The sequence below is a fragment of the Pseudomonas sp. GV105 genome, assembly GCF_003058185.1.
Classification (GTDB): Bacteria; Pseudomonadota; Gammaproteobacteria; order Pseudomonadales; family Pseudomonadaceae; genus Aquipseudomonas; species Aquipseudomonas veronii.
In genome coordinates, this window is sequence record NZ_QBUF01000020.1 from 22038 (window position 1) to 48828 (window position 26791).

The following is a 26791-nucleotide window of genomic DNA, read 5'->3' on the forward strand; positions in this document are numbered from 1 at the left end:
AGTTTAACGCGAGTCGGGGCGTATTTCCTCCTATCAGAGGATTTAAACCCAATAGAGTTCATGGACGTTATTTAACGTGCTGCTGCAGGCTTGCGCAGCAAACTGTAAGCCATGGCCCCCAGCGCCGCCACACCGAGCAGCAATACGGCCCAGAGTCCGAGTTTTTTCCAGTTCGGTTCGGTGTCGACAGCGGCCACGAGCGCTGGCGACGTGACCCTGACGTCCCCCGCCACCGTGGCCTGCCCCAAGGTGTTGAGGCGCTCGGCGCTGTAGTCGGGGATCAGGGTCGACAGCGGCAGGTTCGCCGCCTTGGCCGAGGCATTCCCCAGCGCCAGGGTGAACGGCGGCTCGCCCCGCGCCAGGAACACCAACTGAGTGGCGCGCACGGCAACCCGCAGGGTCGGCGCGGCGGTGCCCAGGCCGCCGCCGCGCTCATCCACCTGCAACTTGAGTTCGGCGACCGCCTGGCCCGGCAACTGCAATTGATCCTGCACCACGTCCTGGCCGTTCTGGGTCAGGCGGTACAGCAAACCATTGCTCAACGGCTGCCAGGCTTGCTTGCTGTCGCGTCGCCCCGACAAGGTCACGGGCGCCAGCGTATTGGGTTGTGTCAATTCCACGCGCAGGCGCTCGACGTTCAGCCCCGCCGGCAACTGCCAGGTGTATTCCCCCGCCTGCAGCCGCGTGCCGGAGAGCGGCTGCGACCACACCCATGGCGTCGGCAGGCTGCTGCGGGTGGCGCTGACCAATTTGGCCGAGGTCAACAGCGGCGCCGCCTGGCCCTGCCACAACAGGCGCAGGTAACGCGCCGTTTGCCCCGGCAGGTTGACGTCGTGCTGCTCGACGCGCTCGTCGGCAAACGACAAGCGCGCCACTTGCCCGTCGCCCCAGGGCGTCCAGTGCTGCAAGTCATCGCTGGCTTCGATGCTGAATCGCTGGAAGCCTTCTTGCTCGTGGCTCCAGTCGAGGCTCAGTTGCTGCAACGGCGCCTTGATCGCACTGGCGTCGAGCACCCAGCCGCGCAGCACCTGCTGGCCGGTCGTGGTTGCCGTGGAGGGACGCACCTCCAGCAAGGTGCCTTCGGCGCTGGACTTCATCACCACCGCTGGCAAGGTTTCGCGGGTGTCGGCGGCGTACAGCGGGAACCACTTCACATCGGCAACGTTACGGTTCTCGGTGTGTTGCGCAGATTGGCGCGACAGCGCGTAGGCCTGGGGCTCACCGGCGGCGTTGAATACGCGCAGGTCGCTGAGGTCGGCCTGGCGCGCACTCAGTTGCACGGCCAGCGGCAATTCGAGGCGATACCATGGGCCGTTGCCGCTGACACTCAGCGGCACCTGGGCGGAGAAGTCGGCGGGCGCTTCCTGGGCCCATACCGACAATGTCGCACACACGCCCACTACCGCCACGCTCAACTTACCGATCAAGAGGATGCTCCTTCAGTTTCCAACACAGGTTCGGCGCGCTTGGGCGGCAGCGGTGCGAAGTAACCCACCACCAGCAACAACCCGCCCACGCCAATGAACGACACGATCCGCGCCAGGCCGCCACGGTTGCTCAGCTCGACAAAAAACAACTTGGCCACCACCACGGCAATCAACGCCGCGCCGATCAGCCAAACTTCGCGACGATGGCGCAGGTGACCGCCGATCATCAGGCCGAGGGCAATCAGGGTCCAGATGATCGACAAACCAGCTTGCACCAGCATCGACTCCAGCAACGCGTCCAGGTGAAACGGCACGCCGCCCCAATGGTGGGCGGTACGCATCACCAGCGCCGTGAAGAACGCAAACAGTGAAGCCCCCGCCACCCCTTGGGCGATCCATTCGGCACGCGGCCCGCGCTGCGGCGCCACACTGCGCGACCACAGATACACGCCAAGCAGGGCAAACAGCAGGCCCAGGTCCAGCGGGTTGATCAGCGGCACATAGGGCAACGGCTTGGCCGTACCGTCGCTGAACGTATTGGCCAGCCAGAACCAGCCGAGCATCAGCACCGCCAACGGCAGCGCCGCCAGCACGCGGTACTCCTTGCCATAGGCCGACACCGGCCATGGCCAACTGCGCGGCGCAGCCGCCAGCACCAGGTAGAGGCTCGGCAGGATCGCCCAGCCCAGCCAGCGCCAGGCGTTGTATTCGCTCGACAGCAACAACAGGCCGTAGCGCAGCTCCAGCGCCAGGACGCCGATCAACATCCAGCTACCCAACACATGGGCAATGCTCAGTACTTTGGCCGGAGCCACCGCCGCCAAGCGCCGCAACGAGATGAAATGCACCGCGAACACCGCCAGCCAGGCCAGCCAGCCGAACTGCGCCGCCGGGTGATAGTAGCTATGGGCAGACACCAGCAACACCGCTGCCGCCGCCGGCATCAGCAAGGTGCAGAGCATCGCCAGCGAGGCCCAGCGCAGGCGCGCCGCGAACAGCGTCCAGAGCGCCACGCTCGCCGCGGCGATACCCAGCAGGAACGCGCCCTGCAACGCTTGCGGGATAAACCGCAGCACTTCGCCGATCAGCGCCAACGCCCACCAGGCCGCGCCCCATACCAGCAACAGGTCGGACAGGCGTTGCAGTTTCAGCACAGCAAACACCGGCGCATGAGGTTCGCGCTGCAAGCGCCAGGCGCCGACCAGGGCGGCCAGGCCCAACACCATCGGCGTCCAGAAGCCGCTGTGCGCCAACGGACGCAAACCTTCATTGGTCAACGGCCCGAGCAGTTCCGGTACCGCCAGCAGGAACGACGCGCCGCCGATCAGTTGCAGCAGCAAACCGAACACAAAACTGACGCGCTGTTGCAGGTACAGGCTCAACCAGATGATCAGCAGACCGCTCGCCGCCCACACCCCGCTGGCGCTTTCCCAAGGCAGCACAAACAGCACGGCCAGGTTGATCAACACCAGGCCGGCCAGCAGCACCACCGACAACCCGCGCAACAGGCGCGCGTCGCTGCGCACCATGTCGTCACGGGCCGCCAGCAGCATGCCGCCGATCAACGCCAGCCCGATCAGCGAGGCCGTCAGCAAACCGCCCCAACCCGCGCTGAATACCGCCGCGCCATCACCGCCTTGCAGGCGCAACAGGAACAACGCGCCACCCAGCAGTTGCACGGCGAACGCGGTGAACAGGAAGGTCCGTGAACCGATGCGCAGGCCCACGTACAGCGTCGCCAGGCCGGCGAGCGCCCAACTGATGGCGGTGCCTTGGGTCAGCAACAGCAGCGGTGCGAGCAGGTACACGAAGGTCAGCCCGAGGCTGGCCAACACCGGCAAGCCCTTGCGCTCCCAAGCCGCCGCCTGTTCGGTGGAGGCGTTGCGCAACTGCGCGAAGCTGAACAGCAACGCGGTGCCCAGCAACAGCGCGCCCAATGGCGCACCGTCCAGCATTGTGTGTGCGCCGACGCGCAGTTCACTGAGGAACGCCAGCGCCGAGCCCAGTTGCAACAACAGGCCGAACGCCCGCGCCAACGGCCGTTGCTGGCGCAGGCCGAGCCAGAAGATCCCGGCGCCTTCCACGGCCCAGGCCGCTGCGGTCCAGCGCGCGTCGAGGCCCAGGGGAATCGCCAGGCTGGCGAAGATCACGCCCAGGGCCAGACAGGTTTCCGCCAGCAACAAGGCACGCCCGCCACTGAGCACTCGGGCCAGGCCCATGTAGATGATGCCCAGGCCCAGGGCGCTGAACGCAGCGGCAAACTCCAGGTGTTGTACCAGTGCGAACTGCAAGCCAAAGCCCACCAGCGGCGGACCGAACAGCAGGCTGCCGTCGACATAATCGCCCTTGGCCGCCGACCAGCGCAGCAGCGCGCCCCGGCTGTCGTCCTCCGGCGCGTCGTTCATCTCCAGCAATTTGCGCCGGGTGAACAGCAGGCCGATGGCCAGGTACATCAGGAAAAACACGATCAGGAACGGCTCGGTGCTCCACAGCAGCTGCGGCGCATACGAACGCAGGCCCCAGGCGAAACCGATGCCGAAGGTGCCGACAAAGCCGATCAGGTTGAGCAGGCGCCAGGCCTTGAACCAGGCGATGGCGAGGATGCCGGCATTGAGCAGGGCGAAGTAGCTGAACAGCGCCACATGACTGCCGGCGCCGGTGGAGGTCAGGATCGGCGCGGCAAACCCGCCCAGCGCCGCTGCGCAGGCCAGGCCCAACGCATCCTGGGTGATCGCCAGAATCGCCGAAAACAGCGTGACCGCCACCAGCAGGCCCAGCGCCGCGCCCGGGTCGATCAACGGGTGCAGGCGCATTGCGGCAAACACCGTCAGGTACAGCACCGCAATCCCGGTGCCTTGCAGCATCAAGCCGTAATTGCTGTTGCGCAGCCGCAACCACCAGCCCAGGCCCAGCAGGCCCAAGGCGGCGGCGGCAACCCCGGCATAACGCAGTTCGATCGGCACCACCATGCCTTCGGTGGCATAACGCAGCAAAAAGGCCAGGCCGAGGAACAGCAGCACCACACCGACGCGTAACACGGTATTGCCGCCGAACAGCCAATTGCGCGCGCCGCGGATGGCGCGCTCGATCAGGTTCGGGCCTCGGGGGATAACCGGTTCAGGTGCAGGCGGTTTCTCGGCAGGCGTCCACACATCCGCCGGTAACGCCTGGCTTGGTTCGGCGGCAATGGCGACGGGGGTCGGCGCCAGTTCGGCGGGCAACTCCCAGACAAGTTCGGGTGCCTCGGCTGGCGGAGCAGATTCGGCAACGGGGGATTCGACCAACACACTGTGTGCGAGCGGCGCGGGTTCAGGCGCAGGTTTTTCCAGTTGCGCCAGGCGTTGTTCCAGCGCGGTGAGCGCTTTCTGCGCGGTCTCCAACTGACGGCCTTGTTCATCCGTGCGCGAAGCCAGCATCGACAGGCGAATCGCCTGGCCAATGCCCAACCCCAGCAGCGCGCCGATGCCCGCGTCGCCGAACGACTCATCGAGCGTCCAGCCGAGCGCCAGCCCAATCAGCATGAAAATCCATTGCATGGTCGATATTCCCTAAGCAAACCGGGACCTAGTATATCGACGCGAGACCAATGTGGGAGGGGGCTTGCCCCCGATAGCGGTGTGCCAGTCGACATATCTGCAAACTGACAGTCCGCTATCGGGGGCAAGCCCCCTCCCACATTTTGGTTTTGGGGGGTTTAGTCGAGCGCTTTCCAGATCTCGGTGGCGTATTCGCGGATCGTCCGGTCCGAAGAGAACCAGCCCATCCGCGCGGTATTGAGCACCGCCGAACGCCACCATTCCTTGGAATCATGCCAATGCGCGTCGACCCGGGTCTGCGCCTCCCAGTAGGCATCGAAGTCGGCACACACCAGGAAGCGGTCGTACTCGATCAGCCCATCGATCAAGCCCACATAACGGCCCGGATCGTCCGGCGAGAACACCCCGCCGCGAATCGCTTGCAACACATCGCTCAAACGATGGGACGCGGCGATGTCCGGCCCGGCGTGGAATTCACCGGCGTGCTTGCGGGCCTCCACCTGCTGGGCGCTGAGGCCGAAGATAAACATGTGCTCGCCGCCCACGCGCTCGTGCATCTCGACGTTGGCGCCGTCCATGGTGCCGATGGACAGCGCGCCGTTAAGGCCGAATTTCATGTTGCTGGTGCCCGATGCTTCAAAGCCGGCGGTGGAAATCTGCTCCGACAAGTCCGCCGCCGGGATGATGCTTTCCGCCAGGCTGACGTTGTAGTTGGGCAGGAACACCACCTTGAGCAAGCCGCGCACGGTGGGGTCGTTATTGACGGTACGGGCGATGTCGTTGGTCAGCTTGATGATCAGCTTGGCCTGGTGATAGCTCGCCGCCGCCTTGCCGGCGAAGATCTTCACTCGCGGCACCCAGTCGGTCTCGGGCTCGGCACGGATCGCCTGGTACAGCGCCACGGTGTGCAGCAGGTTGAGTAACTGGCGCTTGTACTCGTGGATGCGCTTGACCTGCACGTCGAACATCGCCGCCGGGTTGACCGCAATACCCAGACGCTCATGGATGATCTCGGCCAGCGCGCGCTTACTGTGCAGGCGTTGTTCGGCAAAGGCCTTGCGGAAGGCCTGCTTCTCGGCAAACGGTTCGAGTTCGATCAGGCGCTGTTCGGGCTTGTCGAGGATGTCCGCGCCCAGCGCGTCGACGAGCATGCCGGTGAGTTGGGGGTTGGCCTGGTACAGCCAGCGGCGGAAGGTGATGCCGTTGGTTTTGTTGTTGATGCGCTCCGGGTACAGCTTGTGCAGTTCGGAGAACACCGTGCTGCGCATCAGTTGGGTGTGCAGGCCGGATACGCCGTTGACGCTATGGGAGCCGAGGAACGCCAGGTTGCCCATCCGCACGCGGCGGCCGTTGTCTTCTTCGATCAGCGACACGGCGCGCAGCACGTCGAAATCGTGGATGCCCTTGGCGCGCAGCGAGTCGATGTGCTGCGCGTTGATCAGGTAGATGATCTGCATGTGCCGGGGCAGCATGCGCTCCATCAGGCCGACCGGCCAGGTTTCCAGGGCTTCGGGCAGCAGTGTGTGGTTGGTGTAAGACAGGGTTTCGACGGTGACGTCCCACGCCGCTTCCCAGGGAATATCGTGCAGGTCCACCAGTTGCCGCATCAACTCGGCGACCGCGATGGACGGGTGCGTGTCGTTGAGCTGAATGGCGGCATGTTCGCCCAGGCTCAGCACCGAGCCGTGCATGTTCTTGTGGCGGCGCAGCAGGTCTTGCAGCGAGGCCGAGACGAAGAAGTATTCCTGGCGCAGGCGCAGTTCCTGCCCCGCTTCGGTGCTGTCGGCCGGGTAAAGCACTCGGGAGATGCTTTCGGCGCGGGCCACTTCGGCGACGGCGCCCAAATGGTCGCCGGCGTTGAAGCGCTCCAGGTGCAGGTCTTCCACGGCACGCGCACGCCACAGCCGCAGGGTGTTGACACTGGCGCCGCGCCAGCCGACCACCGGGGTGTCGTAGGCCACGGCCCGCACGGTTTCGCTGGGCGACCACACCTGAATCAGCTTGCCGCCGGCATCGGCGAGGGTTTCGACGCTGCCGCCGAAGCCGATCGAGTAGATCACTTCAGCCCGTTCGAACTCCCACGGGTTGCCGAAATCCAGCCAGCGCTCGGTCTGCTCCTGCTGCCAGCCATCGACAATCGCCTGGCGGAACAGCCCGTGCTCATAGCGGATGCCATAACCATGGCCGGCAATGCCCAGGGTCGACATGCTTTCCATAAAGCACGCCGCCAGGCGTCCCAGACCGCCGTTGCCGAGCGCTGCGTCGGGCTCCAGCAGGCGGATGCGTTCCAGGTCGACACCCAACTCGGTGAGCGCTTCGCGAGCGATCTCCAGCAGGCCGAGGTTGCTCAGGCTGTCGAAGAGCAGGCGGCCGATGAGGAATTCCAGCGAGAGGTAATACACCCGCTTCTGGCCTTTGCGGTAGATTTGCCGCGTATGGTTCATCCAGTGATCGACCATCTGGTCGCGGGCGGCCAGGGCAATGGCTTCGAACCAGTCATGGTCGAAGGCGTGATCCGGGTCTTTGCCCACCGCGTAGGTGAGTTTGGTCAAGACAGCATCGCGAAATGCGGCTACCTCTGCTTCTCGTGCAAGCGGTTCCTGAGACATCGGTGTGACCTCGGGCGAGATTGAAGGAGTTGCTAGAGCCTAGTCGGTCTGACCGGCGGTCGACGCGCTGGTTCGGCAGTTTTTTAACTCATTCACCTTTGCATGAATTTAATGCAGGGGTCGTGCCCGATCACTGTTCGAGCCGCCTTCGAGCTGAAAACCCGAAAATATTGTTCAAAAAACCATCAATCCCGGTATGATCGCGCGCCCGGATACCGCCCCACCTTGGAACCCTGATGAAGCCTCAACTGATCGCCGCCGCGGAACTCGACCGTCTCGAGACCTGGCAGAAATATTCCGCCCACATGTGCGGAGGCTGCGTGTCCAGCTGCTGCACGCTGCCGGTCGAAGTGAAGATCAAAGACTTGATCCGCATTGGCATCGTCGATGAATTCGAGCGCGGCGACCCGCCGAAGAACATCGCCAAGCGTTTGCAGAAGGAAGGCATCGTCGAGCGCTACAACAGCAAATCCGAGATCTTCACCCTGCAGCGCATGAGCAACAACGACTGCCTGTACCTGGATCGTAAGACGCGCTTCTGCACTATTTATGACAAGCGCCCGGATACCTGCCGCAACCACCCGAAAATCGGCCCGCGGCCGGGGTATTGCGCGTACAAGCCCAAGGAAGTGGTGCGCGAGACCAATTTCAAGACGCTCGATAAGTTCTGATCCATGTTTTGCAGGGCTCTCAAGGGCCCTATCGGGGGCAAGCCCCCTCCCACAGTTTTGATTTGTGAACGCCTTCAAAATGTGGGAGGGGGCTTGCCCCCGATAGGGCCGGCACCTTCAGCACAAAACCTGCAGACATAAAAAAACGCCCCCGGCCTTTCGACCGGGGGCGTTTTTCATTCAGCCTGAGTTAACTCAGTTCTTGGCTTTCTTGGCAGCGCGGGTACGCTCGCCTTCGTCCAGGATCTTCTTACGCAGGCGGATCGACTTAGGCGTGACTTCGCACAGCTCGTCGTCCTGGATGAATTCCAGGGCCTGTTCCAGGGTGAAGCGAACAGGTGGAACCAGAGCGATGGTTTCGTCTTTACCCGAAGCACGCATGTTGTCGAGCTTCTTGCCTTTGGTTGGGTTGACGCCCATGTCGTTGTCACGGCTGTTCAGACCAACGATCTGACCGTTGTAGATCTCTTGACCGTGTTCAACGAACAGCTTGCCACGCGCCTGGAGGGTTTCCAGGGAGTAGGTCAGCGCCTTGCCGGTTTCAACCGAAACCAGAACACCGTTCTGACGGCCGGACATGTCGCCGGACTTCATGGTGTCGTAGCGATCGAAGATCGAGGTCAGGATGCCAGCACCGTTGGTCAGGGTCAGGAACTGGTTACGGAAACCGATCAGACCACGCGCAGGGATGTTGTATTCCAGACGCACACGGCCTTTGCCATCCGGCACCATGTTGGTCAGGTCGCCCTTACGCAGGCCCATCTCTTCCATGACCTTGCCCTGGGATTCTTCAGGGGTGTCGATGGTGACGTTTTCGAACGGTTCCTGCTTCACGCCGTCAACAGTACGGATGATCACTTCAGGACGACCAACGCCCATTTCGAAGCCTTCGCGACGCATGGTTTCGATCAGTACCGAGAGGTGCAGCTCACCACGGCCGGAAACCTTGAACTTGTCAGCCGAGTCGCCTTCTTCAACGCGCAGTGCCACGTTGTAGAGCAGCTCTTTGTCCAGACGTTCCTTGATGTTACGGGAGGTCACGAACTTGCCTTCTTTACCGCAGAAAGGCGAGTCGTTTACCTGGAAGGTCATGGAAACGGTTGGCTCGTCGACGGTCAGAGGCTTCATCGCCTCGACAGTGTCCGGCTGGCACAGGGTGTCGGAGATGAACAGCGAGTCCATACCGCTGACGCACACGATGTCGCCGGCGAACGCTTCTTCAACGTCGATGCGGTGCAGGCCGTGGTGACCCATCAGCTTCAGGATACGACCGTTGCGCTTCTTGCCGTCGGCGCCGATAGCGACAACCGGAGTGTTCGGCTTGACGCTACCACGAGCGATACGGCCAACACCGATAACACCCAGGAAGCTGTTGTAGTCCAGTGCCGAGATTTGCATCTGGAACGGACCGTCACGGTCAACCTTCGGTGGTGGAACGTGGTCAACGATGGCCTGGTACAGCGGGGTCATGTCTTCCGCCATGGCGGTGTGATCCAGACCGGCAATACCGTTCAGGGCCGAAGCGTAGATAACCTGGAAGTCCAGTTGTTCTTCGGTAGCACCCAGGTTGTCGAACAGATCGAAGATCTGGTCCAGAACCCAATCCGGACGCGCGCCTGGACGGTCAACCTTGTTGATGCACACGATCGGACGCAGGCCGGCTTCGAACGCCTTCTTGGTCACGAAACGGGTTTGCGGCATAGGGCCGTCTTGAGCGTCAACCAGCAGCAGAACGGAGTCGACCATCGACATTACGCGTTCTACTTCGCCGCCGAAGTCGGCGTGGCCCGGGGTATCCACGATGTTGATGTGGTAGCCGTTCCAGTTGATAGCGGTGTTTTTAGCCAGGATGGTAATACCGCGCTCTTTTTCCTGGTCGTTGGAGTCCATCACGCGCTCGTCGTTGAGCTCGTTGCGCTCCAGGGTGCCGGATTGACGCAAGAGTTTGTCTACCAGGGTGGTTTTACCATGGTCAACGTGAGCAATGATGGCGATGTTACGTAGATTTTCGATCACTTGTGTATCTCGATCAGAGGATTCGGTGTGCTGACAGGTCGTGGCAGCGATTAACAGTAGAGTCAGGCCTTGCCGTTACAGCTTGACGGCAGAGTCGGGGGGCCGGTGACGCAGGCCACAGGCAAACAGCCCCGGGCTCTTAGCTCGGTCGATAAACGCGCACATTGGCATGCCCCTCACTGAGCAAATGGTGGGCATGCAGGCGACTCATCACGCCTTTGTCGCAATACAGCAGGTACTGACGGCTGTTATCCAGTTCCTTGAAACGCGCGTTCAATGCATAGAACGGCAGCGTTTGTACGTCGATGCCAGCGATTTCCAGCGGCTCGTCTTCAGCGGCATCCGGGTGACGGATGTCGATGATGATCTGACCGGCCAGGGCTTCGCTGACTTCTTCGATCTGCACATCCTGGCCCAACTCGTCGATGACACGATCGATCGGGACCAGTTTGGCGTTCTCGAGCGCACGCTCCAGAACCGCCATATCAAACTGTTGTTCTTCATACTCCACGCGGTTGCGCTTGGCGTGGGTCTTGGGGTTCACCGAAATGACCCCGCAATATTCAGGCATGTGCTTGGCAAAGTCAGCGGTGCCGATCTGTTCTGCCAGGTCGATGATGTCCTGCTTATGGCTGGCGATCAGCGGGCGCAGCACCAGCTTCTCGGTCACGCAATCGATGAGCGACAGGTTCGGCAGCGTCTGGCTGGATACCTGGGAAATCGCTTCGCCGGTCACCAGCGCGTCGATCTGCAGTTGATCGGCAATTCGGGACGCTGCGCGCAACATCATACGCTTCAATACTACGCCCATATGACTGTTATCGACTTTGCCGAGAATTTCGCCCAGTACTTCCTCGAACGGCACGCTGACAAACAGCACGCGTTGGGAGCTGCCGTACTTCTTCCAGATATAGTGCGCGACTTCCATCACGCCCAATTCGTGGGCACGCCCGCCCAGGTTGAAGAAGCAGAAGTGACTCATCAGGCCGCGGCGCATGATCTGGTAGGCCGCCACCGTGGAATCGAAACCGCCGGACATCAAGACCAGGGTCTGTTCCAGGGCGCCGAGCGGGTAGCCACCAATGCTATTGTGCTGGCTGTGGATCACAAACAACCGTTGGTCGCGAATTTCCATCCGCACTTCAATTTGCGGCGCCTTGAGGGAAATTCCGGCAGCGCCGCACTCGCGACGCAGCTTGCTGCCGACGTATTTTTCCACATCCATGGAGCTGAACGGGTGCTTGCCGGCACGCTTGCAGCGCACCGAAAAAATCTTGCCTTCAAGCTCGCTGCCGAAGTGCTGTTTGCACTTTTCGGTGATGTCGTCGAAGTCGCCCAGCGGGTACTCGTCGACCTGCAGGAAATGCGCGATGCCCGGCATGCAGCTCAGGCGCTCGGTCATATCCTTCAAGGCCTTGGCGTCGGTGACACGGGTTTCCAGCTCGAGATTGTCCCACACACCGTTCACCACCACAGCCGGGTCCAGATCGCGGAGCACGGCACGGATGTTCTTGGCCAACTGACGGATGAAACGCATCCGTACCGGTCGGCTTTTGATGGTGATCTCGGGGAAGACTTTAACGATTAATTTCATGGAAACAGCGCGCGCAGGGCCTGCCGAAAAAGGGGGGCGCGGATTATAGCGGAAATCGCTCAAGGTTTAACCAGTTAATATGCATCAACGGCGCAACGCACCAAAACAGGTCATTTATGCAAATGTGCGCCACATTGCAGTGCGTTATTTATTCCATTTCGGCGGTTTGCACTGTTATAGGGGCCATTTTGACGCAAAAAGGCCATGTTGGCGCACTGGCATGCAATTTGCTCTCTTGTGAGGCAGGTTGCCATGGCGGACTATCCGCGCCGGCATCACCCACATTCTAAGGGCTAACTCCACTACCCAGCCCGAAGCCACCCCGGAGGACACCATGTCGAAGTCGGTTCAACTCATCAAAGATCATGACGTTAAGTGGATTGATCTGCGCTTCACGGACACAAAAGGCACTCAGCACCACGTGACCATGCCGGCTCGCGACGCGCTGGATGACGCGTTCTTCGAAGAAGGCAAAATGTTCGACGGTTCCTCCATTGCCGGTTGGAAAGGCATCGAAGCTTCCGACATGATCCTGATGCCGGACGACAGCACTGCCGTGCTGGACCCGTTCACCGAAGACCCAACCCTGATCATCGTCTGCGACGTGATCGAGCCTTCGACCATGCAAGGCTACGACCGCGACCCACGTGCGATCGCCAAGCGTGCCGAGGAATACCTGAAGTCGACCGGTATCGGCGACACCGTATTCGTAGGCCCAGAGCCAGAATTCTTCATCTTTGATTCGGTCAAGTTCAAGTCCGACATCTCCGGTTCCATGTTCAAGATTTTCTCCGAACAAGGTTCGTGGATGTCCGACCAGGACGTAGAAGGCGGCAACAAAGGCCACCGTCCAGGTATCAAAGGTGGCTACTTCCCAGTTCCGCCATTCGACCACGACCACGAAATCCGTACCTCCATGTGCAACGCCATGGAAGAAATGGGCCTGGTCATCGAAGTACACCACCACGAAGTGGCGACTGCCGGCCAGAACGAAATCGGTGTGAAGTTCAACACCCTGGTTGCCAAGGCTGACGAAGTCCAGACCCTGAAGTACTGCGTACACAACGTGGCTGATGCCTACGGCCGTACCGCAACCTTCATGCCTAAGCCTCTGTACGGCGATAACGGTTCGGGTATGCACGTTCACCTGTCCATCGCTAAAGATGGCAAGAACACCTTCGCTGGCGAAGGTTATGCCGGCCTGTCCGACACCGCCCTGTACTTCATCGGCGGTATCATCAAGCACGGTAAAGCCCTGAACGGCTTCACCAACCCGTCGACCAACTCCTACAAGCGTCTGGTCCCAGGTTTCGAAGCACCGGTAATGCTGGCCTACTCGGCTCGTAACCGCTCCGCATCGATCCGTATTCCTTACGTGTCCAGCCCGCGCGCTCGCCGTATCGAAGCCCGCTTCCCGGACCCGGCAGCCAACCCGTACCTGGGCTTCGCTGCACTGCTGATGGCTGGCCTGGACGGCATCCAGAACAAGATCCACCCAGGCGACGCCGCCGACAAAAACTTGTACGACCTGCCGCCTGAAGAGGCCAAAGAGATCCCACAAGTGTGCGGCAGCCTGAAAGAAGCCCTGGAAGAGCTGGACAAGGGCCGTGCGTTCCTGACCAAAGGCGGCGTATTCAGCGACGACTTCATCGATGCCTACATCGAGCTGAAAAGCGAAGAAGAAATCAAAGTCCGCACCTTCGTACACCCACTGGAATACGAGCTGTACTACAGCTGCTGATCCGGTAGCGTCGCTTAACGTGGCGTGATCGAAAAAGACCTCCTTCGGGAGGTCTTTTTTTGCCCGGGGATTACACAGCTCCGCACCTGCAAACCCAATCAAAAAGGTGGGAGGGAGCTTGCCCCCTCCCACAAGGAGATCAGCATTGAAACGTCGACTTGTGTTCGCTCTGTTATTCGTCAGTGCCAGTGCGAGCGCTGCGCCGCCCAGCCTCGAACCTTTACTCAACAGCATCGCCGAGCGCCTGGCGATCGCCGACCAGGTCGCCCTGAGCAAGTGGGACAGCCACAAGCCCGTAGAAGACAAGAAGCGCGAGCAAGAGGTGATCGCCAGCGTCGTCGCCCAGGCCCCGAGCTACAAGCTGGACCCTGCCGCCGCCGGGCAGTTCTTCTCGGCACAGATCGAAGCGAACAAACTGGTGCAGTACGCCCATCTTTCCGACTGGCAGTTCCAGGGCAAGGCCCCCGACGATCCGCGCCCGGACCTGGTCAAGCAGATTCGCCCGCAACTGGACCAACTGCAAAAACGCCTGCTGCAGCAATTGGCCGACTTCAGCCCGCAGCGCACCGACCCACAGTGCCCGCAATGGCTGGCCGAAGCCGTGCATGAGCCGCTCAATGAGCCGATGCAGCAGTTGGCGATGATCCGCGCGACCGCCGAGCTGTGTATCTACAAAAACTAAAACGGTAAACCCGATCCAAAAATGTGGGAGGAGGCAATCCCCCTCCCACATTTGATTTGTGTGAATTCGCGCTTCCTGAACAATCGTCACAAAATCGCACTATATTGGTGCGACAGCTTGCACCCTTCCCACCGACCCAGCCCATTTTGGTTCGAAACTTCCCGATGAAGCTGGCAGAACGCCACAGTTTCGAGCCTTAAACCCTTATTTCAGGGCTTAAACGCTTCTTTTCGGAGCCTTGGTTTGGTTTTTGCATTTTCCTTGTATCAGCGTGTGCCTCAAGCCCGCGCCTTGCTCCAAAAGAGGTCCTGATGACCATCAGCGATGCACTGCACCGTTTGTTACTCGACAACCTGACCACCGCGACCATCCTGCTCAATGACGACCTGCGCCTTGAGTACATGAACCCGGCGGCGGAGATGCTCCTGGCCATCAGCGGGCAGCGCAGCCATGGGCAGTTCATCAGCGAGTTGTTCACCGAGTCGGCCGAAGCCTTGAGCTCGTTGCGCCAGGCAGTGGAGCAGGCACATCCGTTCACCAAGCGCGAAGCGATGCTCACCGCCCTGACCGGCCAGACCCTGACCGTCGACTACGCCGTGACCCCGATCCTGAGCAACGGCAGCACCCTGCTGCTGCTCGAAGTCCACCCGCGTGACCGCCTGCTGCGCATCACCAAGGAAGAAGCGCAGTTGTCCAAGCAGGAAACCAGCAAGATGCTGGTGCGCGGCCTGGCCCACGAGATCAAGAACCCGTTGGGCGGGATTCGCGGCGCGGCGCAGTTGCTGGCTCGTGAGCTGCCGGACGAGCACCTCAAGGACTACACCAACGTCATCATCGAAGAGGCCGACCGCCTGCGTAATCTGGTGGACCGCATGCTCGGCTCCAACAAGCTGCCGTCGCTGGCGATGACCAACGTGCATGAGGTGCTGGAGCGTGTCTGCCAGTTGGTCGAGGCCGAAAGCCAAGGCTGCATTACCTTGGTGCGCGACTATGACCCAAGCATTCCCGACGTGTTGATCGACCGCGAGCAGATGATCCAGGCGGTGCTCAACATCGTGCGCAACGCCATGCAGGCCATCAGCAGCCAGAACGAGCTGCGCCTGGGCCGCATCAGCCTGCGCACCCGCGCCTTGCGCCAGTTCACCATCGGCCACGTGCGCCATCGTCTGGTGACCAAAGTCGAAATCACCGACAACGGCCCGGGCATTCCAGCAGAACTGCAGGAAACCATTTTCTTCCCCATGGTCAGCGGCCGCCCGGACGGTACCGGGCTGGGCCTGGCCATTACCCAGAACATCATCAGCCAGCACCAGGGTCTGATCGAATGTGAGAGCCATCCTGGCCACACCACGTTCTCGATCTTTCTGCCTCTGGAACAAGGAGCCCCATCGACATGAGCCGTAGTGAAACTGTCTGGATCGTCGATGACGACCGTTCTATCCGCTGGGTCCTCGAGAAAGCCCTGCAACAGGAAGGCATGACCACCCAGAGCTTCGACAGCGCTGACGGGGTGATGAGCCGCCTGGCGCGCCAGCAGCCCGACGTGATCATCTCCGACATCCGCATGCCCGGTGCCAGCGGCCTGGACCTGCTGGCGCGGATTCGCGAGCAGCACCCGCGCCTGCCGGTGATCATCATGACCGCGCATTCGGACCTGGACAGCGCTGTCGCGTCCTATCAGGGTGGTGCCTTTGAGTACCTGCCCAAGCCGTTCGACGTGGACGAAGCGGTGGCGCTGGTCAAGCGCGCCAACCAGCACGCCCAGGAACAGCAGAACCAGGAAGCCCCGCCTGCCCTGACCCGCACCCCGGAAATCATCGGTGAAGCGCCGGCGATGCAGGAAGTGTTTCGCGCCATCGGGCGCTTGAGCCACTCCAACATCACCGTGCTGATCAACGGCGAGTCGGGCACCGGTAAAGAACTGGTGGCCCACGCCCTGCACCGCCACAGCCCGCGCGCGGCGTCGCCGTTCATCGCGCTGAACATGGCGGCGATTCCGAAGGACTTGATGGAGTCCGAGCTGTTCGGCCACGAGAAAGGCGCCTTCACCGGCGCGGCCAACCTGCGGCGCGGGCGGTTTGAACAGGCGGACGGCGGCACGCTGTTCCTCGATGAAATCGGCGACATGCCGGCCGATACCCAGACCCGCTTGCTGCGCGTGCTGGCGGACGGCGAGTTCTACCGTGTGGGCGGGCATACGCCGGTCAAGGTTGACGTGCGTATCATCGCCGCGACTCACCAGAACCTGGAAACCCTGGTGCATGCGGGCAAGTTCCGTGAGGACTTGTTTCACCGCCTCAACGTGATCCGCATCCACATCCCGCGCATGTCGGACCGTCGCGAAGACATCCCGACCCTCGCGCGCCACTTCCTCAGCCGCGCCGCCCAGGAGCTGGCCGTCGAGCCGAAGCTGCTGAAAAGCGAGACCGAGGAATACCTGAAGAACCTGCCGTGGCCCGGCAACGTGCGCCAACTGGAGAACACCTGCCGCTGGATCACGGTCATGGCGTCCGGGCGCGAAGTGCATATCAGCGACCTGCCGCCGGAGCTGCTCAGCCTGCCGCAGGATTCGGCCCCCGTGACCAACTGGGAACAGGCGCTGCGTCAATGGGCCGACCAGGCCCTGGCACGCGGCCAGTCGAACCTGCTGGACAGCGCCGTGCCGGCCTTCGAACGGATCATGATCGAAACCGCCCTCAAGCACACCGCCGGCCGCCGTCGCGATGCCGCCGTGCTGCTGGGTTGGGGCCGCAATACCCTGACGCGCAAGATCAAGGAACTGGGGATGAAGGTCGATGGCGCGGATGATGACGACGGGGACGAGGGCTGAATCTCAGCCCCACTGAAGATCCAATGTGGGAGGGGGCTTGCCCCCGATAGCGGCATGTCAGTCGACATCTACATGACTGATCCACCGCAATCGGGGGCAAGCCCCCTCCCACATTTGGATCTGCACAAGGTTTGGCGACCATGCACCGCTTCAATGCACCATGAACCGGCATCGGGCACGGCGCCAACACCTCAAACCTTCGCACCGCCGCCTGAAATCAGACAACCGAAAACGCCAAAGCCCCGTATTCCGGGGCTTTTCGCTGTCTGGAGCGTTTTTTTCGAGCAACTTGGCCAGTGTGGCACGCGCCCTGCAATAACCCTGATACAACCCAGTTTCGGGGACCTTGGTACAGGCAGGCCGAGAATCCCCTCTTTACACCCGGGGTGCTTGATGCGAACCGCGTCGCGCTCCACACCGCTTTCGGGAACCTCGGTACAGGCAGGCCGGGGATTCCCTCTTTAACACGAAGCCGGATGGCTTCATCCCGTTTTGGGAGCCCTGGTACAGGCAGGCCGGGAACTCCCTCTTTTATTGCTCTTGGAGATGGATCTCCAGCCGCCAGCGGCCTTCAGCTTCCTCTCCCGACCATTCCCCACGCAACGGCCGCGCCGCCACCAGGTTGAGCAACAGGCCGCCATCGGTCTTGCGCACGCGCCAGTTCACATCCTTGTCATTGACCTTGAGCTGCCCGCTGGCGGCCTTGCCCTGCGCGTCGAACAACAGCGCCACGGTGCCGTCGATATGCTCGCCATGCAGCTTGGGTTCGCTGTTGAACCACACCACCACACCGTTGGCCGCCGGCGTCACCTGCAGCAATTCGACCGGGTCCGGGGCGGTCAGGCGCCCGATCATCAGGCCCACCATCAGGCCGACAATCGCCAAAGAGCCCAAAACCCTTGGCAATAGCTTCGGCCTGGGGTCTTCTTCGAGGGTAGAATGCAGCGCATCTTTGCCTTCGGAGCCGTGCATGTTTCACGTCATCCTTTTTCAACCAGAAATTCCGCCGAATACCGGCAACGTTATCAGGCTGTGCGCCAACAGTGGCTGCCACCTGCATTTGATCGAGCCGCTGGGCTTCGACATGGACGACAAGCGCCTGCGCCGCGCCGGGCTGGACTACCACGAGTATGCCACCCTGCAACGCCACGCCGACCTCGCCAGCTGCCTGGAAAGCCTCGGCCACCCTCGGTTGTTCGCGTTCACCACCAAGGGCTCGCGGCCGTTCCATGACGCCAGCTTCGCCGACGGCGACGCCTTCCTGTTCGGCCCGGAAAGCCGTGGCCTGCCGGCCGAGGTGCTCGACGCCCTGCCCGACGGCCATCGCCTGCGTTTGCCGATGCGCGAAGGTTGCCGCAGCCTGAACTTATCGAACACCGTCGCCGTCGCCGTCTACGAAGGCTGGCGCCAACTCGGCTTCAAATAACACACATAACAAATGTGGGAGGGGGCTTGCCCCCGATTGCGGTGTGTCAGCTGAATAGGTGTTGGCTGACTCACTGCTATCGGGGGCAAGCCCCCTCCCACATTTTTAGCGCATCGACTTATTGAACCGTCGACGAACCTTCCTGTTGCATGCGCTGCAGCTCTTGCGCGTACAGGGCATCGAAGTTCACCGGAGCCAGCATCAGCGCCGGGAACGAGCCACGGGTGACCAGGCTGTCCAGGGTCTCGCGGGCATACGGGAACAGGATGTTCGGGCAGAACGCGCCCAGGGTGTGGCTCATGGACGCTTCGTCCAGGCCCTGGATCAGGAAGATACCGGCCTGTTGCACTTCAGCGATGAAGGCCACTTCTTCGCCGTTCTTGACGGTGACCGAGAGGGTCAGCACGACTTCGTGGAAGTCACCTTCCAGGGCTTTTTGACGGGTGTTCAGGTCCAGCCCGACGCTTGGGGTCCACTCCTGACGGAAGATGGCCGGGCTTTTCGGCGCTTCGAACGACAGGTCACGCACATAGATGCGCTGCAGCGAAAACTGTGGGCCTTGGGCTTCTGCTGCTTCGGTGTTCTGTTGGTCAGTCATCGCAGATCCTTCTTGATCTTGGGTCTTTTAGGGTTTAGGAGTCAGACGTGAAGCAGCGCGTCCAGCTTGCCGGCGCGCTCAAGGGCAAACAGGTCATCGCATCCACCGACGTGCTTGGCGCCGATCCAGATCTGCGGCACGGACGTGCGTCCCGCCTTCTGGGCCATTTCGGCGCGCACCTGGGGTTTGCCGTCGACCTTGATCTCTTCGAAGGCAACACCCTTCTTCTCCAGCAAGGCCTTGGCCCGCATGCAGTAAGGGCACCAATCGCTGGAATACACGACAACCTGGCTCATATCACTTCACCAGCGGCAGGTTGTCGGCGCGCCAGCTGCTGATACCACCAGACAGTTTGGCGGCGGTAAAGCCGGTCTTGAGCATTTCGCGGGCATGGGTGCCGGAATGCTGGCCTTGGGCGTCGACCAGGATAATGGTCTTGGCCTTGTGCTTTTCCAGCTCGGCCAGGCGCGCGATCAGCTTGTCCTGGGGAATGTTCAGGGCGCCAACGATATGACCGGCGGCAAAATCCTTGGCCGGACGGATATCCACGACAACGGCCTCATCCTTGTTGACCAGCGCGGTCAGCTCCGACGTGCTCAGGCTGCGGCCACCGCGGCTCATTTCATGAGCGATCAGCAGCGCCAGCAGGATGACGAAGGCACCCGCGAGCAGGTAGTGGGCAGTGGCAAATGCAATCAGGTGATCAACCATCAAGGAGGTTCCAGGGCGTTAAAATGGCGGTAAGTATACACAGCCGTCAGGGGGGGCCAACCCCCGTAAAGCGGTGACGTGGTCGGAACTTCGCTTTAAACTGCCACTCCCTTTTCAATCCCCTTCATCAATTACCGCCGCGAGAGGATCTATGACTACGACGCCTAAACCTTTGGTCCTGATAATTCTCGATGGCTTCGGACACAGTGAAAGCCACCACGACAACGCCGTGTACTCGGCCAACAAGCCGGTGCTGGACCGTCTGACCGCCACTTTGCCCAACGGGCTGATCTCCGGTTCGGGCATGGATGTGGGCCTGCCGGACGGCCAAATGGGCAACTCGGAAGTCGGCCACATGAACCTCGGCGCCGGACGAGTGGTCTATCAGGACTTCACCCGCGTGACCAAAGCGATCCGCGACGGCGAGTTCTTCGAGAACCCGACCATCTGCGCAGCCGTCGATAAAGCCGTCGCTGCCGGCAAGGCCGTGCACTTCATGGGCCTGCTGTCCGATGGCGGCGTACACAGCCACCAGGACCACCTCGTGGCCATGGCCGAACTGGCCTTCAAGCGCGGCGCCGACAAGATCTACCTGCACGCCTTCCTCGACGGCCGCGACACGCCGCCGAAAAGCGCGCAATCGTCGATCGAACTGCTGGACGCCACCTTCGCCGCCCTCGGCAAGGGCCGCATCGCCAGCCTGGTCGGTCGCTATTTCGCGATGGACCGCGACAACCGCTGGGACCGCGTGTCCCAGGCCTACAACCTGATCGTCGACGGCCAGGCCGAATTCAACGCCGCCACCGCCCAGGAAGGCCTGGAAGCCGCCTACGCGCGTGGCGAGAGCGATGAGTTCGTCAAGGCCACCACCATCGGCGAGCCGGTGAAAGTGGAAGACGGCGACGCCGTGGTGTTCATGAACTTCCGCGCCGACCGTGCCCGCGAGCTGAGCCATGTGTTCGTCGACCCGGGTTTCAAGGACTTCGAACGCGCGCGCCAGCCGAAAATCGAGTTCGTGATGCTCACCCAATACGCCGCCAACATCCCGGCCCCGTCGGCTTTTGCCCCCGGCAGCCTGGAAAACGTGCTGGGCGACTACCTGGCGAAAAACGGCAAGACCCAACTGCGCATCGCCGAAACCGAGAAGTACGCCCACGTGACCTTCTTCTTCTCCGGCGGCCGCGAAGAACCGTTCCCGGGCGAAGAGCGCATCCTGATCCCGTCGCCGAAAGTCGCGACCTACGACCTGCAACCGGAAATGAGCGCACCGCAAGTCACCGACAAGATCGTCGACGCCATCGATAACCAGCGCTATGACGTGATCGTGGTCAACTACGCCAACGGCGACATGGTCGGCCACAGCGGCAACCTGGCCGCCGCGATCAAGGCCGTGGAATGCCTGGACCTGTGCGTAGGCCGCATCGTCGACGCCCTGGAAAAAGTCGGCGGCGAAGCGCTGATCACCGCCGACCATGGCAACTGCGAGCAAATGTCCGACGAGTCCACCGGGCAAGCCCACACCGCCCACACCACCGAGCCGGTGCCGTTCATCTACGTCGGCAAGCGCGACCTGAAAGTGCGCAAAGGCGGCGTGCTGGCCGATGTGGCGCCGACCATGCTGATGTTGATGGGGTTGGAGAAGCCCAAAGAGATGACCGGCACCTCGATTCTGGTCTGATCTAAACCACACCGCAGAACCAATGTGGGAGGGGGCTTGCCCCCGATAGCAGTGGATCAGCCAACACCTATTCAGCTGACACACCGCAATCGGGGGCAAGCCCCCTCCCACACTAGGCTCTCTGTGTTGGGTAGATGTCTTTTCGCCATACCACTGCCGCTCGGCACCTATCTTGCCCAGAAGCCCGAATTGGGCGTTTTTTTTGCAGCGCTTGCCGGGCATACTAGGCCGTCCCTTTCCCTGGTGTCGCCCGCCTCTATGCTTCGCGCCTTGATTACCCTCGCTCTCGTCTGCCTGCTCCAACCGGCATTTGCCGATGAGCGCGCGCAAACCCAACAACAGTTGGACGCTACGCGTCAGGACATCACCGAGCTGAAAAAACTGCTCGGCAAGCTCCAGGAAGAGAAATCCGGGGTGCAGAAAGACCTGCGCGGCACAGAAACCGAGATGGGCAAGCTGGAGAAGCAGGTCCAGGAGCTACAAAAAGAATTAAAGAAGAGCGAGTCGGAACTGGAGCGACTCGACGCTGAGAAAAAAAAACTCCAGAGCGCCCGCGTTGAACAGCAACGCCTGATCGCGATCCAGGCCCGCGCCGCCTACCAGAGTGGCCGCCAGGAGTACCTCAAGCTGCTGCTCAACCAGCAGAACCCGGAAAAATTCGCACGCACCCTGACCTACTACGATTACCTGAGCAAGGCACGCCTTGCCCAACTGAAGGGCTTCAACGAGACCCTGCGCCAACTGGCCAACGTCGAACAGGAAATCGCCGACCAGCAATCGCAACTGCTCGACCAGAAAAGCAGCCTCGACAGCCAGCGCGACCAGCTCGACAAGGTGCGCAAGGAACGCCAGTTGGCCCTGGCCAAGCTCAATGACGACGTAAAGGCCCGCGACGCCAAGCTGCAAGCCCGCGAGCAGGACCAGGCCGACCTCGGCAAAGTGTTGAAAACCATCGAAGAAACCCTGGCTCGCCAGGCACGCGAGGCCGAAGAAGCGCGACAGAAAGCGCTGATCGCCCAGCAGGAAGCGGAAAAAAAGCGCCAGCGTGAGGCCGAACTGGCAGCCACGAGCGACGCCCCGGCACCGCGCAAACCGGCGCACGCAGCGCCCGGGCCGCTGGTTTCCAGCGCGGGCGAATCCTTCGGCGGGCCTTTTGCTTCCGCGCGCGGCAAACTTCCGTGGCCGGTTGATGGTCGACTGCTGGCACGCTTTGGGGAAACCCGCGGCGATGACACCCGCGCCAAGTGGGACGGGGTGATGATCAGCGCGGCCGCCGGCAGCCAGGTCCACGCCGTCCACGGCGGTCGCGTGGTGTTTGCCGATTGGCTGCGGGGCGCCGGTTTATTGGTGATTCTCGACCACGGTAATGGCTATTTGAGTCTTTATGGCCACAATCAGACTTTACTCAAGTCGGCAGGTGATGTGGTAAAAGCCGGGGAATCCATCTCCACTGTCGGTAACAGTGGCGGCCAGGACACCCCGGCGCTGTACTTCGCTATTCGTCAGCAGGGCCGCCCGAGCGATCCTGCACAATGGTGCCGCACCCAAGGATAGGGTCGCATCTACATTAGGAGTTCGTTCGACATGCTGCATTTGTCCCGCCTCACTTCGCTGGCCCTGACGATCGCCCTGGTGATCGGCGCGCCTCTGGCTTTCGCCGACCAGGCCGCACCGGCTGCACCCGCCGGCATGGCCGCGACCACCAAGGCGCCGTTGCCGCTGGACGAGTTGCGCACCTTTGCCGAGGTCATGGACCGGATCAAGGCAGCCTATGTCGAACCCGTGGACGACAAGACCCTGCTGGAAAATGCCATCAAGGGCATGCTCAGCAACCTCGACCCGCACTCCGCCTACCTCGGCCCGGAAGATTTCGCCGAGCTGCAGGAAAGCACCAGCGGTGAGTTCGGTGGCCTGGGCATTGAAGTCGGCGCCGAAGACGGCCAGATCAAAGTGGTCTCGCCGATCGACGACACCCCGGCGTCCAAGGCCGGCATCCAGGCTGGCGACCTGATCGTCAAGATCAACGGCCAGCCGACCCGTGGCCAGACCATGACTGAAGCCGTCGACAAGATGCGCGGCAAGATCGGCCAGAAAATCACCCTGACCCTGGTGCGCGACGGCGGCGCGCCGTTCGACGTGACCCTGGCCCGCGCGACCATCACGGTCAAGAGCGTGAAGAGCCAGTTGCTGGAGTCGGGCTACGGCTACATCCGCATCACCCAGTTCCAGGTCAAGACCGGCGACGAAGTGGCCAAGGCCCTGGCCAAGCTGCGCAAAGACAACGGCAAGAAGCTCAACGGCATCGTGCTCGACCTGCGCAACAACCCCGGTGGCGTGCTGCAGTCGGCGGTGGAAGTGGTCGACCACTTCATCACCAAAGGCCTGATCGTCTACACCAAGGGCCGTATCGCCAACTCCGAACTGCGCTTCTCGGCCACCGGCAACGACCTCAGCGAAAACGTGCCGCTGGCCGTGCTGATCAACGGCGGCAGCGCCTCGGCCTCGGAGATCGTCGCCGGCGCCCTGCAAGACCAGAAGCGCGGTGTGCTGATGGGCACCACCAGTTTCGGCAAAGGCTCGGTGCAAACCGTGTTGCCGCTGAACAACGAGCGCGCCCTGAAAATCACCACCGCGCTGTACTACACGCCGAACGGCCGCTCGATCCAGGCCCAGGGCATCGTGCCGGACATCGAAGTGCGCAAGGCCAAGATCACCAACGAGGTCGACAGCGAGTACTACAAGGAAGCCGACCTGCAAGGCCACCTCGGCAATGGCAACGGCGGCGCCGACCAGCCGACCGGCAGCAGTGCCAAGGCCAAGCCGATGCCGCAGGACGATGACTACCAACTGGCCCAGGCGTTGAGCCTGCTCAAGGGCTTGAGCATCACGCGCAGCCGTTGATATGCGCGTTGCCCTGATCATCGCTGCACTGTGCAGCCTGGCCGGGGTCGCCCACGCGACCCCGGCCAGCGAACCGCACAAAGCCTACCTGACCCTGATCATCGACGACCTGGGGCAAAACCTGCCCCGGGATCGCCGTGTGCTGGCCCTGCCCGGCCCGGTGACCACGGCGATCATGCCCGACACGCCCCACGCCGCCGAATTCGCCCGCGAAGCGCACAAGGCCGGCAAGATCGTGATCCTGCACATGCCCATGGACCCGGCCACCGGCCCGTTCGCCTGGCACCCCGAGTTGCCTATCGAAGAGCTCGGCAAGCGCCTGGACGCTGCGTTCAAGGCCGTGCCCTACACCGCCGGCATCAACAACCACATGGGCAGCCGCATGACTGCCCAGCCCGAAGCGATGGCCTGGCTGATGGGCGAGTTGCAACGGCGCCACAAGTTCTTTGTCGACAGCCGCACCAGCGCGCAGACCGTCGGCGCCGCCGAAGCGCAGAAGATCGGCCTGGCCAGCGTCTCGCGGGATGTGTTCCTCGACGACGAACGCACCGAAGCCGCGATCACCACGCAATTGCAGAGCGCCATCAAACTGGCCCATAAACAGGGCTCAGTCGTGATGATCGGCCATCCGTATCCACAAACCCTGGCGGTGCTCGAACGCGAGCTGCCCAAGCTCAAGGCCCAGGGCGTGGACTGGATTGATATCAAACTGATGATCAGCGTGCGCAGCAATCAGGCGATGGCAGGGCACGGCAAGAACGGCGCCTATCGCTACAAATAGCGCGCCATCATCTGGTCGAGCAGGCCTTCCTCGCGCAACTGATCCAACGCTGCCTGCAGCTTGGCCACCGTTTCGTCCGGCACATCCTTGTTCAGCGCCAGGTACAACTGGGCACTGTTGAAGCGAAGGATGGTCTTGAGCCCGGTCACACCGACCTGGCGCGCCAGGTAGCGGCCGGCCGGGTCGCCGGTGGCCCACAGGTCGATCTGGTCATCCAGCAGCTTTTGCGCGTTGTCCTGGTCACGCAGCACCAGCACTGGCTTGAGGCCCTGCTTCTCCAGGGTCTCGGCAATCGCGTCGCCCTTGTACGCGCCAATCTTGTAGCGCCGCGCCTGCGCCAGCTCGTCGAGCTGGATTTTGCTGTCGGCCTTGGCCAGCATCACCCAGTCATCCGGGCCGATAGGGCCGACCCATTTGAACAGCGCTTCGCGCTCCGGCAGGCGGGCCATCACGAACACACCGTAGCCGGGGTTTTCCAGGGCGAGTTTGTAGATCCGCTCCCAAGGAAAACGCAGAGTGAGGCTGTAGGAAATGCCAGCACGCTTGAAGGTTTCGCGCATGATGTCCACGGCGATGCCTTCGACATTCTCGTCCTTGGCGAAGTTCTTGCCGTTTTTCGCCATGTTGTAGGGCGGGAAGTTTTCCGTCAGCAACACCAGGGAGGCGTCAGACGATTCTTCGGCTTGGGCCACTCCGATCATGAGCACGGAGGTACTGGCGAGCGCGAGCAACAGGTCTTTGAGCATGAAAGTTACCGGAATCCATGGCAAGCGCAGAGAGTGCCGCGCACTTGCCATGGTGTCCAGCAGCGTTTAGCGCACCACGATACCGCGCGCGGCCATGTACGCCTTGGCCTCGGGGACGGTGTATTCGCCGAAGTGGAAAATACTCGCCGCCAACACGGCGCTGGCGTGGCCTTCGATCACGCCGTCGGCCAGGTGCTGCAGGTTGCCGACGCCGCCGGACGCGATCACCGGAATGCCCAGCGCATCGCTGATGGCACGGGTCACGCCGAGGTCGAAGCCGTTTTTCATGCCATCCTGGTCCATGCTGGTCAGCAGGATTTCACCGGCGCCCAGGCCTTCCATCTTCATCGCCCACTCCACCGCGTCCAGGCCGGTCGGCTTGCGCCCGCCGTGGGTGAAGATCTCCCAGCGCGGCGGTTCGCCGGGGCCGGAGACTTTCTTGGCGTCGATGGCCACCACGATGCACTGCGAGCCGAAGTGCTGTGCGGCTTCGCCGACGAACTCCGGGTTGAACACTGCGGCGGTGTTGATCGAGACTTTGTCCGCGCCGGCATTGAGCAGGTTGCGGATGTCTTGCACGGTGCGAACGCCACCGCCCACGGTCAGCGGGATGAACACCTGGCTGGCCATGCGCTCGACGGTATGCAGCGTGGTGTCGCGGCCGTCGACGCTGGCGGTGATGTCGAGAAAGGTAATCTCGTCGGCACCTTGCTCATCGTAGCGACGGGCGATTTCCACCGGGTCGCCGGCGTCACGGATGTTCTCGAACTTGACGCCCTTGACCACGCGACCGTTGTCGACGTCCAGGCAAGGGATGATGCGTTTGGCCAGCGCCATGGTCAGT

At 62.0% G+C, this 26791-nt stretch carries 21 protein-coding genes; 10 read left to right on the forward strand and 11 right to left on the reverse strand.

Going from position 1 to position 26791, the window contains the following annotated elements:
* Window positions 1-71: 71 nt before the first annotated feature.
* The 3 genes from C8K66_RS28320 to C8K66_RS28330 all read right to left on the reverse strand — a co-directional run bounded on the left by C8K66_RS28320 (window position 72) and on the right by C8K66_RS28330 (window position 7572).
* Complete coding sequence (locus C8K66_RS28320; RefSeq protein ID WP_108526637.1) at window positions 72-1424, reverse strand: DUF3999 domain-containing protein; 1353 nt, start codon at window positions 1422-1424, stop codon at window positions 72-74.
* A complete protein-coding gene (locus C8K66_RS28325) occupies window positions 1424-4963 on the reverse strand; it encodes a DUF2339 domain-containing protein (protein ID WP_108526626.1) in 3540 nt (1179 codons plus the stop codon). Before C8K66_RS28325 ends, C8K66_RS28320 begins: the two co-directional genes overlap by 1 nt.
* A gap of 158 nt (window positions 4964-5121) precedes the next feature.
* The gene (locus C8K66_RS28330; protein WP_079442664.1) at window positions 5122-7572 is read right to left on the reverse strand and encodes a glycogen/starch/alpha-glucan phosphorylase; all 2451 of its coding nucleotides are present in this window, start codon (window positions 7570-7572) and stop codon (window positions 5122-5124) included.
* Between the two features lie 236 nt (window positions 7573-7808).
* On the opposite strand from C8K66_RS28330, the gene C8K66_RS28335 reads away from it, so the two are divergent.
* Window positions 7809-8243: a YkgJ family cysteine cluster protein gene (locus tag C8K66_RS28335; RefSeq protein WP_017849920.1), complete on the forward strand. Its 435-nt coding sequence runs from the start codon at window positions 7809-7811 to the stop codon at window positions 8241-8243.
* Between the two features lie 195 nt (window positions 8244-8438).
* Here the strand turns inward: C8K66_RS28335 and typA are convergent, their stop codons facing one another.
* Window positions 8439-10259 carry a translational GTPase TypA gene (gene typA / locus C8K66_RS28340; RefSeq protein ID WP_017849921.1) on the reverse strand — a complete coding sequence of 607 codons (1821 nt, stop codon included), beginning with the start codon at window positions 10257-10259 and terminating at the stop codon, window positions 8439-8441.
* 139 nt (window positions 10260-10398) lie between these two features.
* Window positions 10399-11853 carry a tRNA uracil 4-sulfurtransferase ThiI gene (thiI, locus tag C8K66_RS28345; RefSeq protein WP_046384997.1) on the reverse strand — a complete coding sequence of 485 codons (1455 nt, stop codon included), beginning with the start codon at window positions 11851-11853 and terminating at the stop codon, window positions 10399-10401.
* A 334-nt stretch (window positions 11854-12187) separates the two neighbouring features.
* Between thiI and glnA the strand changes: the two genes are divergently transcribed.
* From glnA to ntrC, 4 genes are all read left to right on the forward strand, one after another.
* On the forward strand, window positions 12188-13594 hold the full coding sequence (gene glnA, locus C8K66_RS28355; RefSeq protein ID WP_017849923.1) for a glutamate--ammonia ligase: 1407 nt from the start codon (window positions 12188-12190) through the stop codon (window positions 13592-13594).
* Between the two features lie 145 nt (window positions 13595-13739).
* Window positions 13740-14276: a chorismate mutase gene (locus C8K66_RS28360; RefSeq protein WP_017849924.1), complete on the forward strand. Its 537-nt coding sequence runs from the start codon at window positions 13740-13742 to the stop codon at window positions 14274-14276.
* A 311-nt stretch (window positions 14277-14587) separates the two neighbouring features.
* Complete coding sequence (gene glnL, locus C8K66_RS28365) at window positions 14588-15673, forward strand: nitrogen regulation protein NR(II) (RefSeq protein WP_017849925.1); 1086 nt, start codon at window positions 14588-14590, stop codon at window positions 15671-15673.
* Entirely contained in the window at window positions 15670-17106 is a 1437-nt protein-coding gene (ntrC, locus tag C8K66_RS28370) for a nitrogen regulation protein NR(I) (protein ID WP_017849926.1), read from the forward strand. Before glnL ends, ntrC begins: the two co-directional genes overlap by 4 nt.
* 531 nt (window positions 17107-17637) lie before the next feature.
* Here ntrC and C8K66_RS28380 read toward each other — a convergent pair.
* A complete protein-coding gene (locus C8K66_RS28380) occupies window positions 17638-18078 on the reverse strand; it encodes a hypothetical protein (protein WP_079442662.1) in 441 nt (146 codons plus the stop codon).
* Between C8K66_RS28380 and C8K66_RS28385 the strand changes: the two genes are divergently transcribed.
* Entirely contained in the window at window positions 18077-18532 is a 456-nt protein-coding gene (locus C8K66_RS28385) for a tRNA (cytidine(34)-2'-O)-methyltransferase (protein ID WP_017849928.1), read from the forward strand. The two genes, C8K66_RS28380 and C8K66_RS28385, sit on opposite strands and share 2 nt — an antisense overlap.
* 118 nt (window positions 18533-18650) lie before the next feature.
* Here the strand turns inward: C8K66_RS28385 and secB are convergent, their stop codons facing one another.
* Genes secB through C8K66_RS28400 form a run of 3 tightly spaced genes read right to left on the reverse strand, consistent with a single transcriptional unit; the run spans window position 18651 to window position 19841 of the window.
* On the reverse strand, window positions 18651-19130 hold the full coding sequence (gene secB / locus C8K66_RS28390) for a protein-export chaperone SecB (protein WP_017849929.1): 480 nt from the start codon (window positions 19128-19130) through the stop codon (window positions 18651-18653).
* 41 nt (window positions 19131-19171) lie between these two features.
* The gene (grxC, locus tag C8K66_RS28395) at window positions 19172-19426 is read right to left on the reverse strand and encodes a glutaredoxin 3 (RefSeq protein ID WP_046384999.1); all 255 of its coding nucleotides are present in this window, start codon (window positions 19424-19426) and stop codon (window positions 19172-19174) included.
* Between the two features lies 1 nt (window position 19427).
* The gene (locus C8K66_RS28400) at window positions 19428-19841 is read right to left on the reverse strand and encodes a rhodanese-like domain-containing protein (protein WP_017849931.1); all 414 of its coding nucleotides are present in this window, start codon (window positions 19839-19841) and stop codon (window positions 19428-19430) included.
* A gap of 151 nt (window positions 19842-19992) precedes the next feature.
* Between C8K66_RS28400 and gpmI the strand changes: the two genes are divergently transcribed.
* From gpmI to C8K66_RS28420, 4 genes are all read left to right on the forward strand, one after another.
* Window positions 19993-21519, forward strand: coding sequence for a 2,3-bisphosphoglycerate-independent phosphoglycerate mutase (gene gpmI, locus C8K66_RS28405; RefSeq protein ID WP_079442661.1), 1527 nt, complete (start codon window positions 19993-19995; stop codon window positions 21517-21519).
* A 258-nt stretch (window positions 21520-21777) separates the two neighbouring features.
* Window positions 21778-23073 (forward strand): murein hydrolase activator EnvC, encoded by a 1296-nt coding sequence (locus tag C8K66_RS28410; RefSeq protein WP_046385001.1) that lies wholly within the window; start codon window positions 21778-21780, stop codon window positions 23071-23073.
* A gap of 30 nt (window positions 23074-23103) precedes the next feature.
* A complete protein-coding gene (locus C8K66_RS28415; RefSeq protein ID WP_046385002.1) occupies window positions 23104-24420 on the forward strand; it encodes a S41 family peptidase in 1317 nt (438 codons plus the stop codon).
* 1 nt (window position 24421) lies between these two features.
* The gene (locus C8K66_RS28420; protein WP_108526627.1) at window positions 24422-25201 is read left to right on the forward strand and encodes a divergent polysaccharide deacetylase family protein; all 780 of its coding nucleotides are present in this window, start codon (window positions 24422-24424) and stop codon (window positions 25199-25201) included.
* On the opposite strand, the gene C8K66_RS28425 is transcribed toward C8K66_RS28420, so the two are convergent.
* Both C8K66_RS28425 and hisF read right to left on the reverse strand, forming a co-directional pair.
* Window positions 25192-25947 (reverse strand): ABC transporter substrate-binding protein, encoded by a 756-nt coding sequence (locus C8K66_RS28425; protein ID WP_046385004.1) that lies wholly within the window; start codon window positions 25945-25947, stop codon window positions 25192-25194. The two genes, C8K66_RS28420 and C8K66_RS28425, sit on opposite strands and share 10 nt — an antisense overlap.
* Window positions 25948-26013: 66 nt before the next feature.
* A complete protein-coding gene (gene hisF, locus C8K66_RS28430; RefSeq protein ID WP_010563131.1) occupies window positions 26014-26784 on the reverse strand; it encodes an imidazole glycerol phosphate synthase subunit HisF in 771 nt (256 codons plus the stop codon).
* Between the last annotated feature and the right edge of the window lie 7 nt (window positions 26785-26791).

Bases quoted from the DNA above. Each gene is read 5' to 3' on its own strand.
- gpmI (WP_079442661.1), top strand. From the start codon at position 19,993: ATGACTACGACGCCTAAACCTTTGGTCCTGATAATTCTCGATGGCTTC.
- C8K66_RS28400 (WP_017849931.1), bottom strand. From the start codon at position 19,841: ATGGTTGATCACCTGATTGCATTTGCCACTGCCCACTACCTGCTCGCG.
- glnA (WP_017849923.1), top strand. From the start codon at position 12,188: ATGTCGAAGTCGGTTCAACTCATCAAAGATCATGACGTTAAGTGGATT.
- C8K66_RS28330 (WP_079442664.1), bottom strand. From the start codon at position 7,572: ATGTCTCAGGAACCGCTTGCACGAGAAGCAGAGGTAGCCGCATTTCGC.
- C8K66_RS28420 (WP_108526627.1), top strand. From the start codon at position 24,422: ATGCGCGTTGCCCTGATCATCGCTGCACTGTGCAGCCTGGCCGGGGTC.
- C8K66_RS28325 (WP_108526626.1), bottom strand. From the start codon at position 4,963: ATGCAATGGATTTTCATGCTGATTGGGCTGGCGCTCGGCTGGACGCTC.
- C8K66_RS28380 (WP_079442662.1), bottom strand. From the start codon at position 18,078: ATGCACGGCTCCGAAGGCAAAGATGCGCTGCATTCTACCCTCGAAGAA.
- hisF (WP_010563131.1), bottom strand. From the start codon at position 26,784: ATGGCGCTGGCCAAACGCATCATCCCTTGCCTGGACGTCGACAACGGT.
- C8K66_RS28410 (WP_046385001.1), top strand. From the start codon at position 21,778: ATGCTTCGCGCCTTGATTACCCTCGCTCTCGTCTGCCTGCTCCAACCG.
- C8K66_RS28335 (WP_017849920.1), top strand. From the start codon at position 7,809: ATGAAGCCTCAACTGATCGCCGCCGCGGAACTCGACCGTCTCGAGACC.
- grxC (WP_046384999.1), bottom strand. From the start codon at position 19,426: ATGAGCCAGGTTGTCGTGTATTCCAGCGATTGGTGCCCTTACTGCATG.
- thiI (WP_046384997.1), bottom strand. From the start codon at position 11,853: ATGAAATTAATCGTTAAAGTCTTCCCCGAGATCACCATCAAAAGCCGA.
- C8K66_RS28415 (WP_046385002.1), top strand. From the start codon at position 23,104: ATGCTGCATTTGTCCCGCCTCACTTCGCTGGCCCTGACGATCGCCCTG.
- C8K66_RS28385 (WP_017849928.1), top strand. From the start codon at position 18,077: ATGTTTCACGTCATCCTTTTTCAACCAGAAATTCCGCCGAATACCGGC.
- C8K66_RS28425 (WP_046385004.1), bottom strand. From the start codon at position 25,947: ATGCTCAAAGACCTGTTGCTCGCGCTCGCCAGTACCTCCGTGCTCATG.
- glnL (WP_017849925.1), top strand. From the start codon at position 14,588: ATGACCATCAGCGATGCACTGCACCGTTTGTTACTCGACAACCTGACC.
- ntrC (WP_017849926.1), top strand. From the start codon at position 15,670: ATGAGCCGTAGTGAAACTGTCTGGATCGTCGATGACGACCGTTCTATC.
- secB (WP_017849929.1), bottom strand. From the start codon at position 19,130: ATGACTGACCAACAGAACACCGAAGCAGCAGAAGCCCAAGGCCCACAG.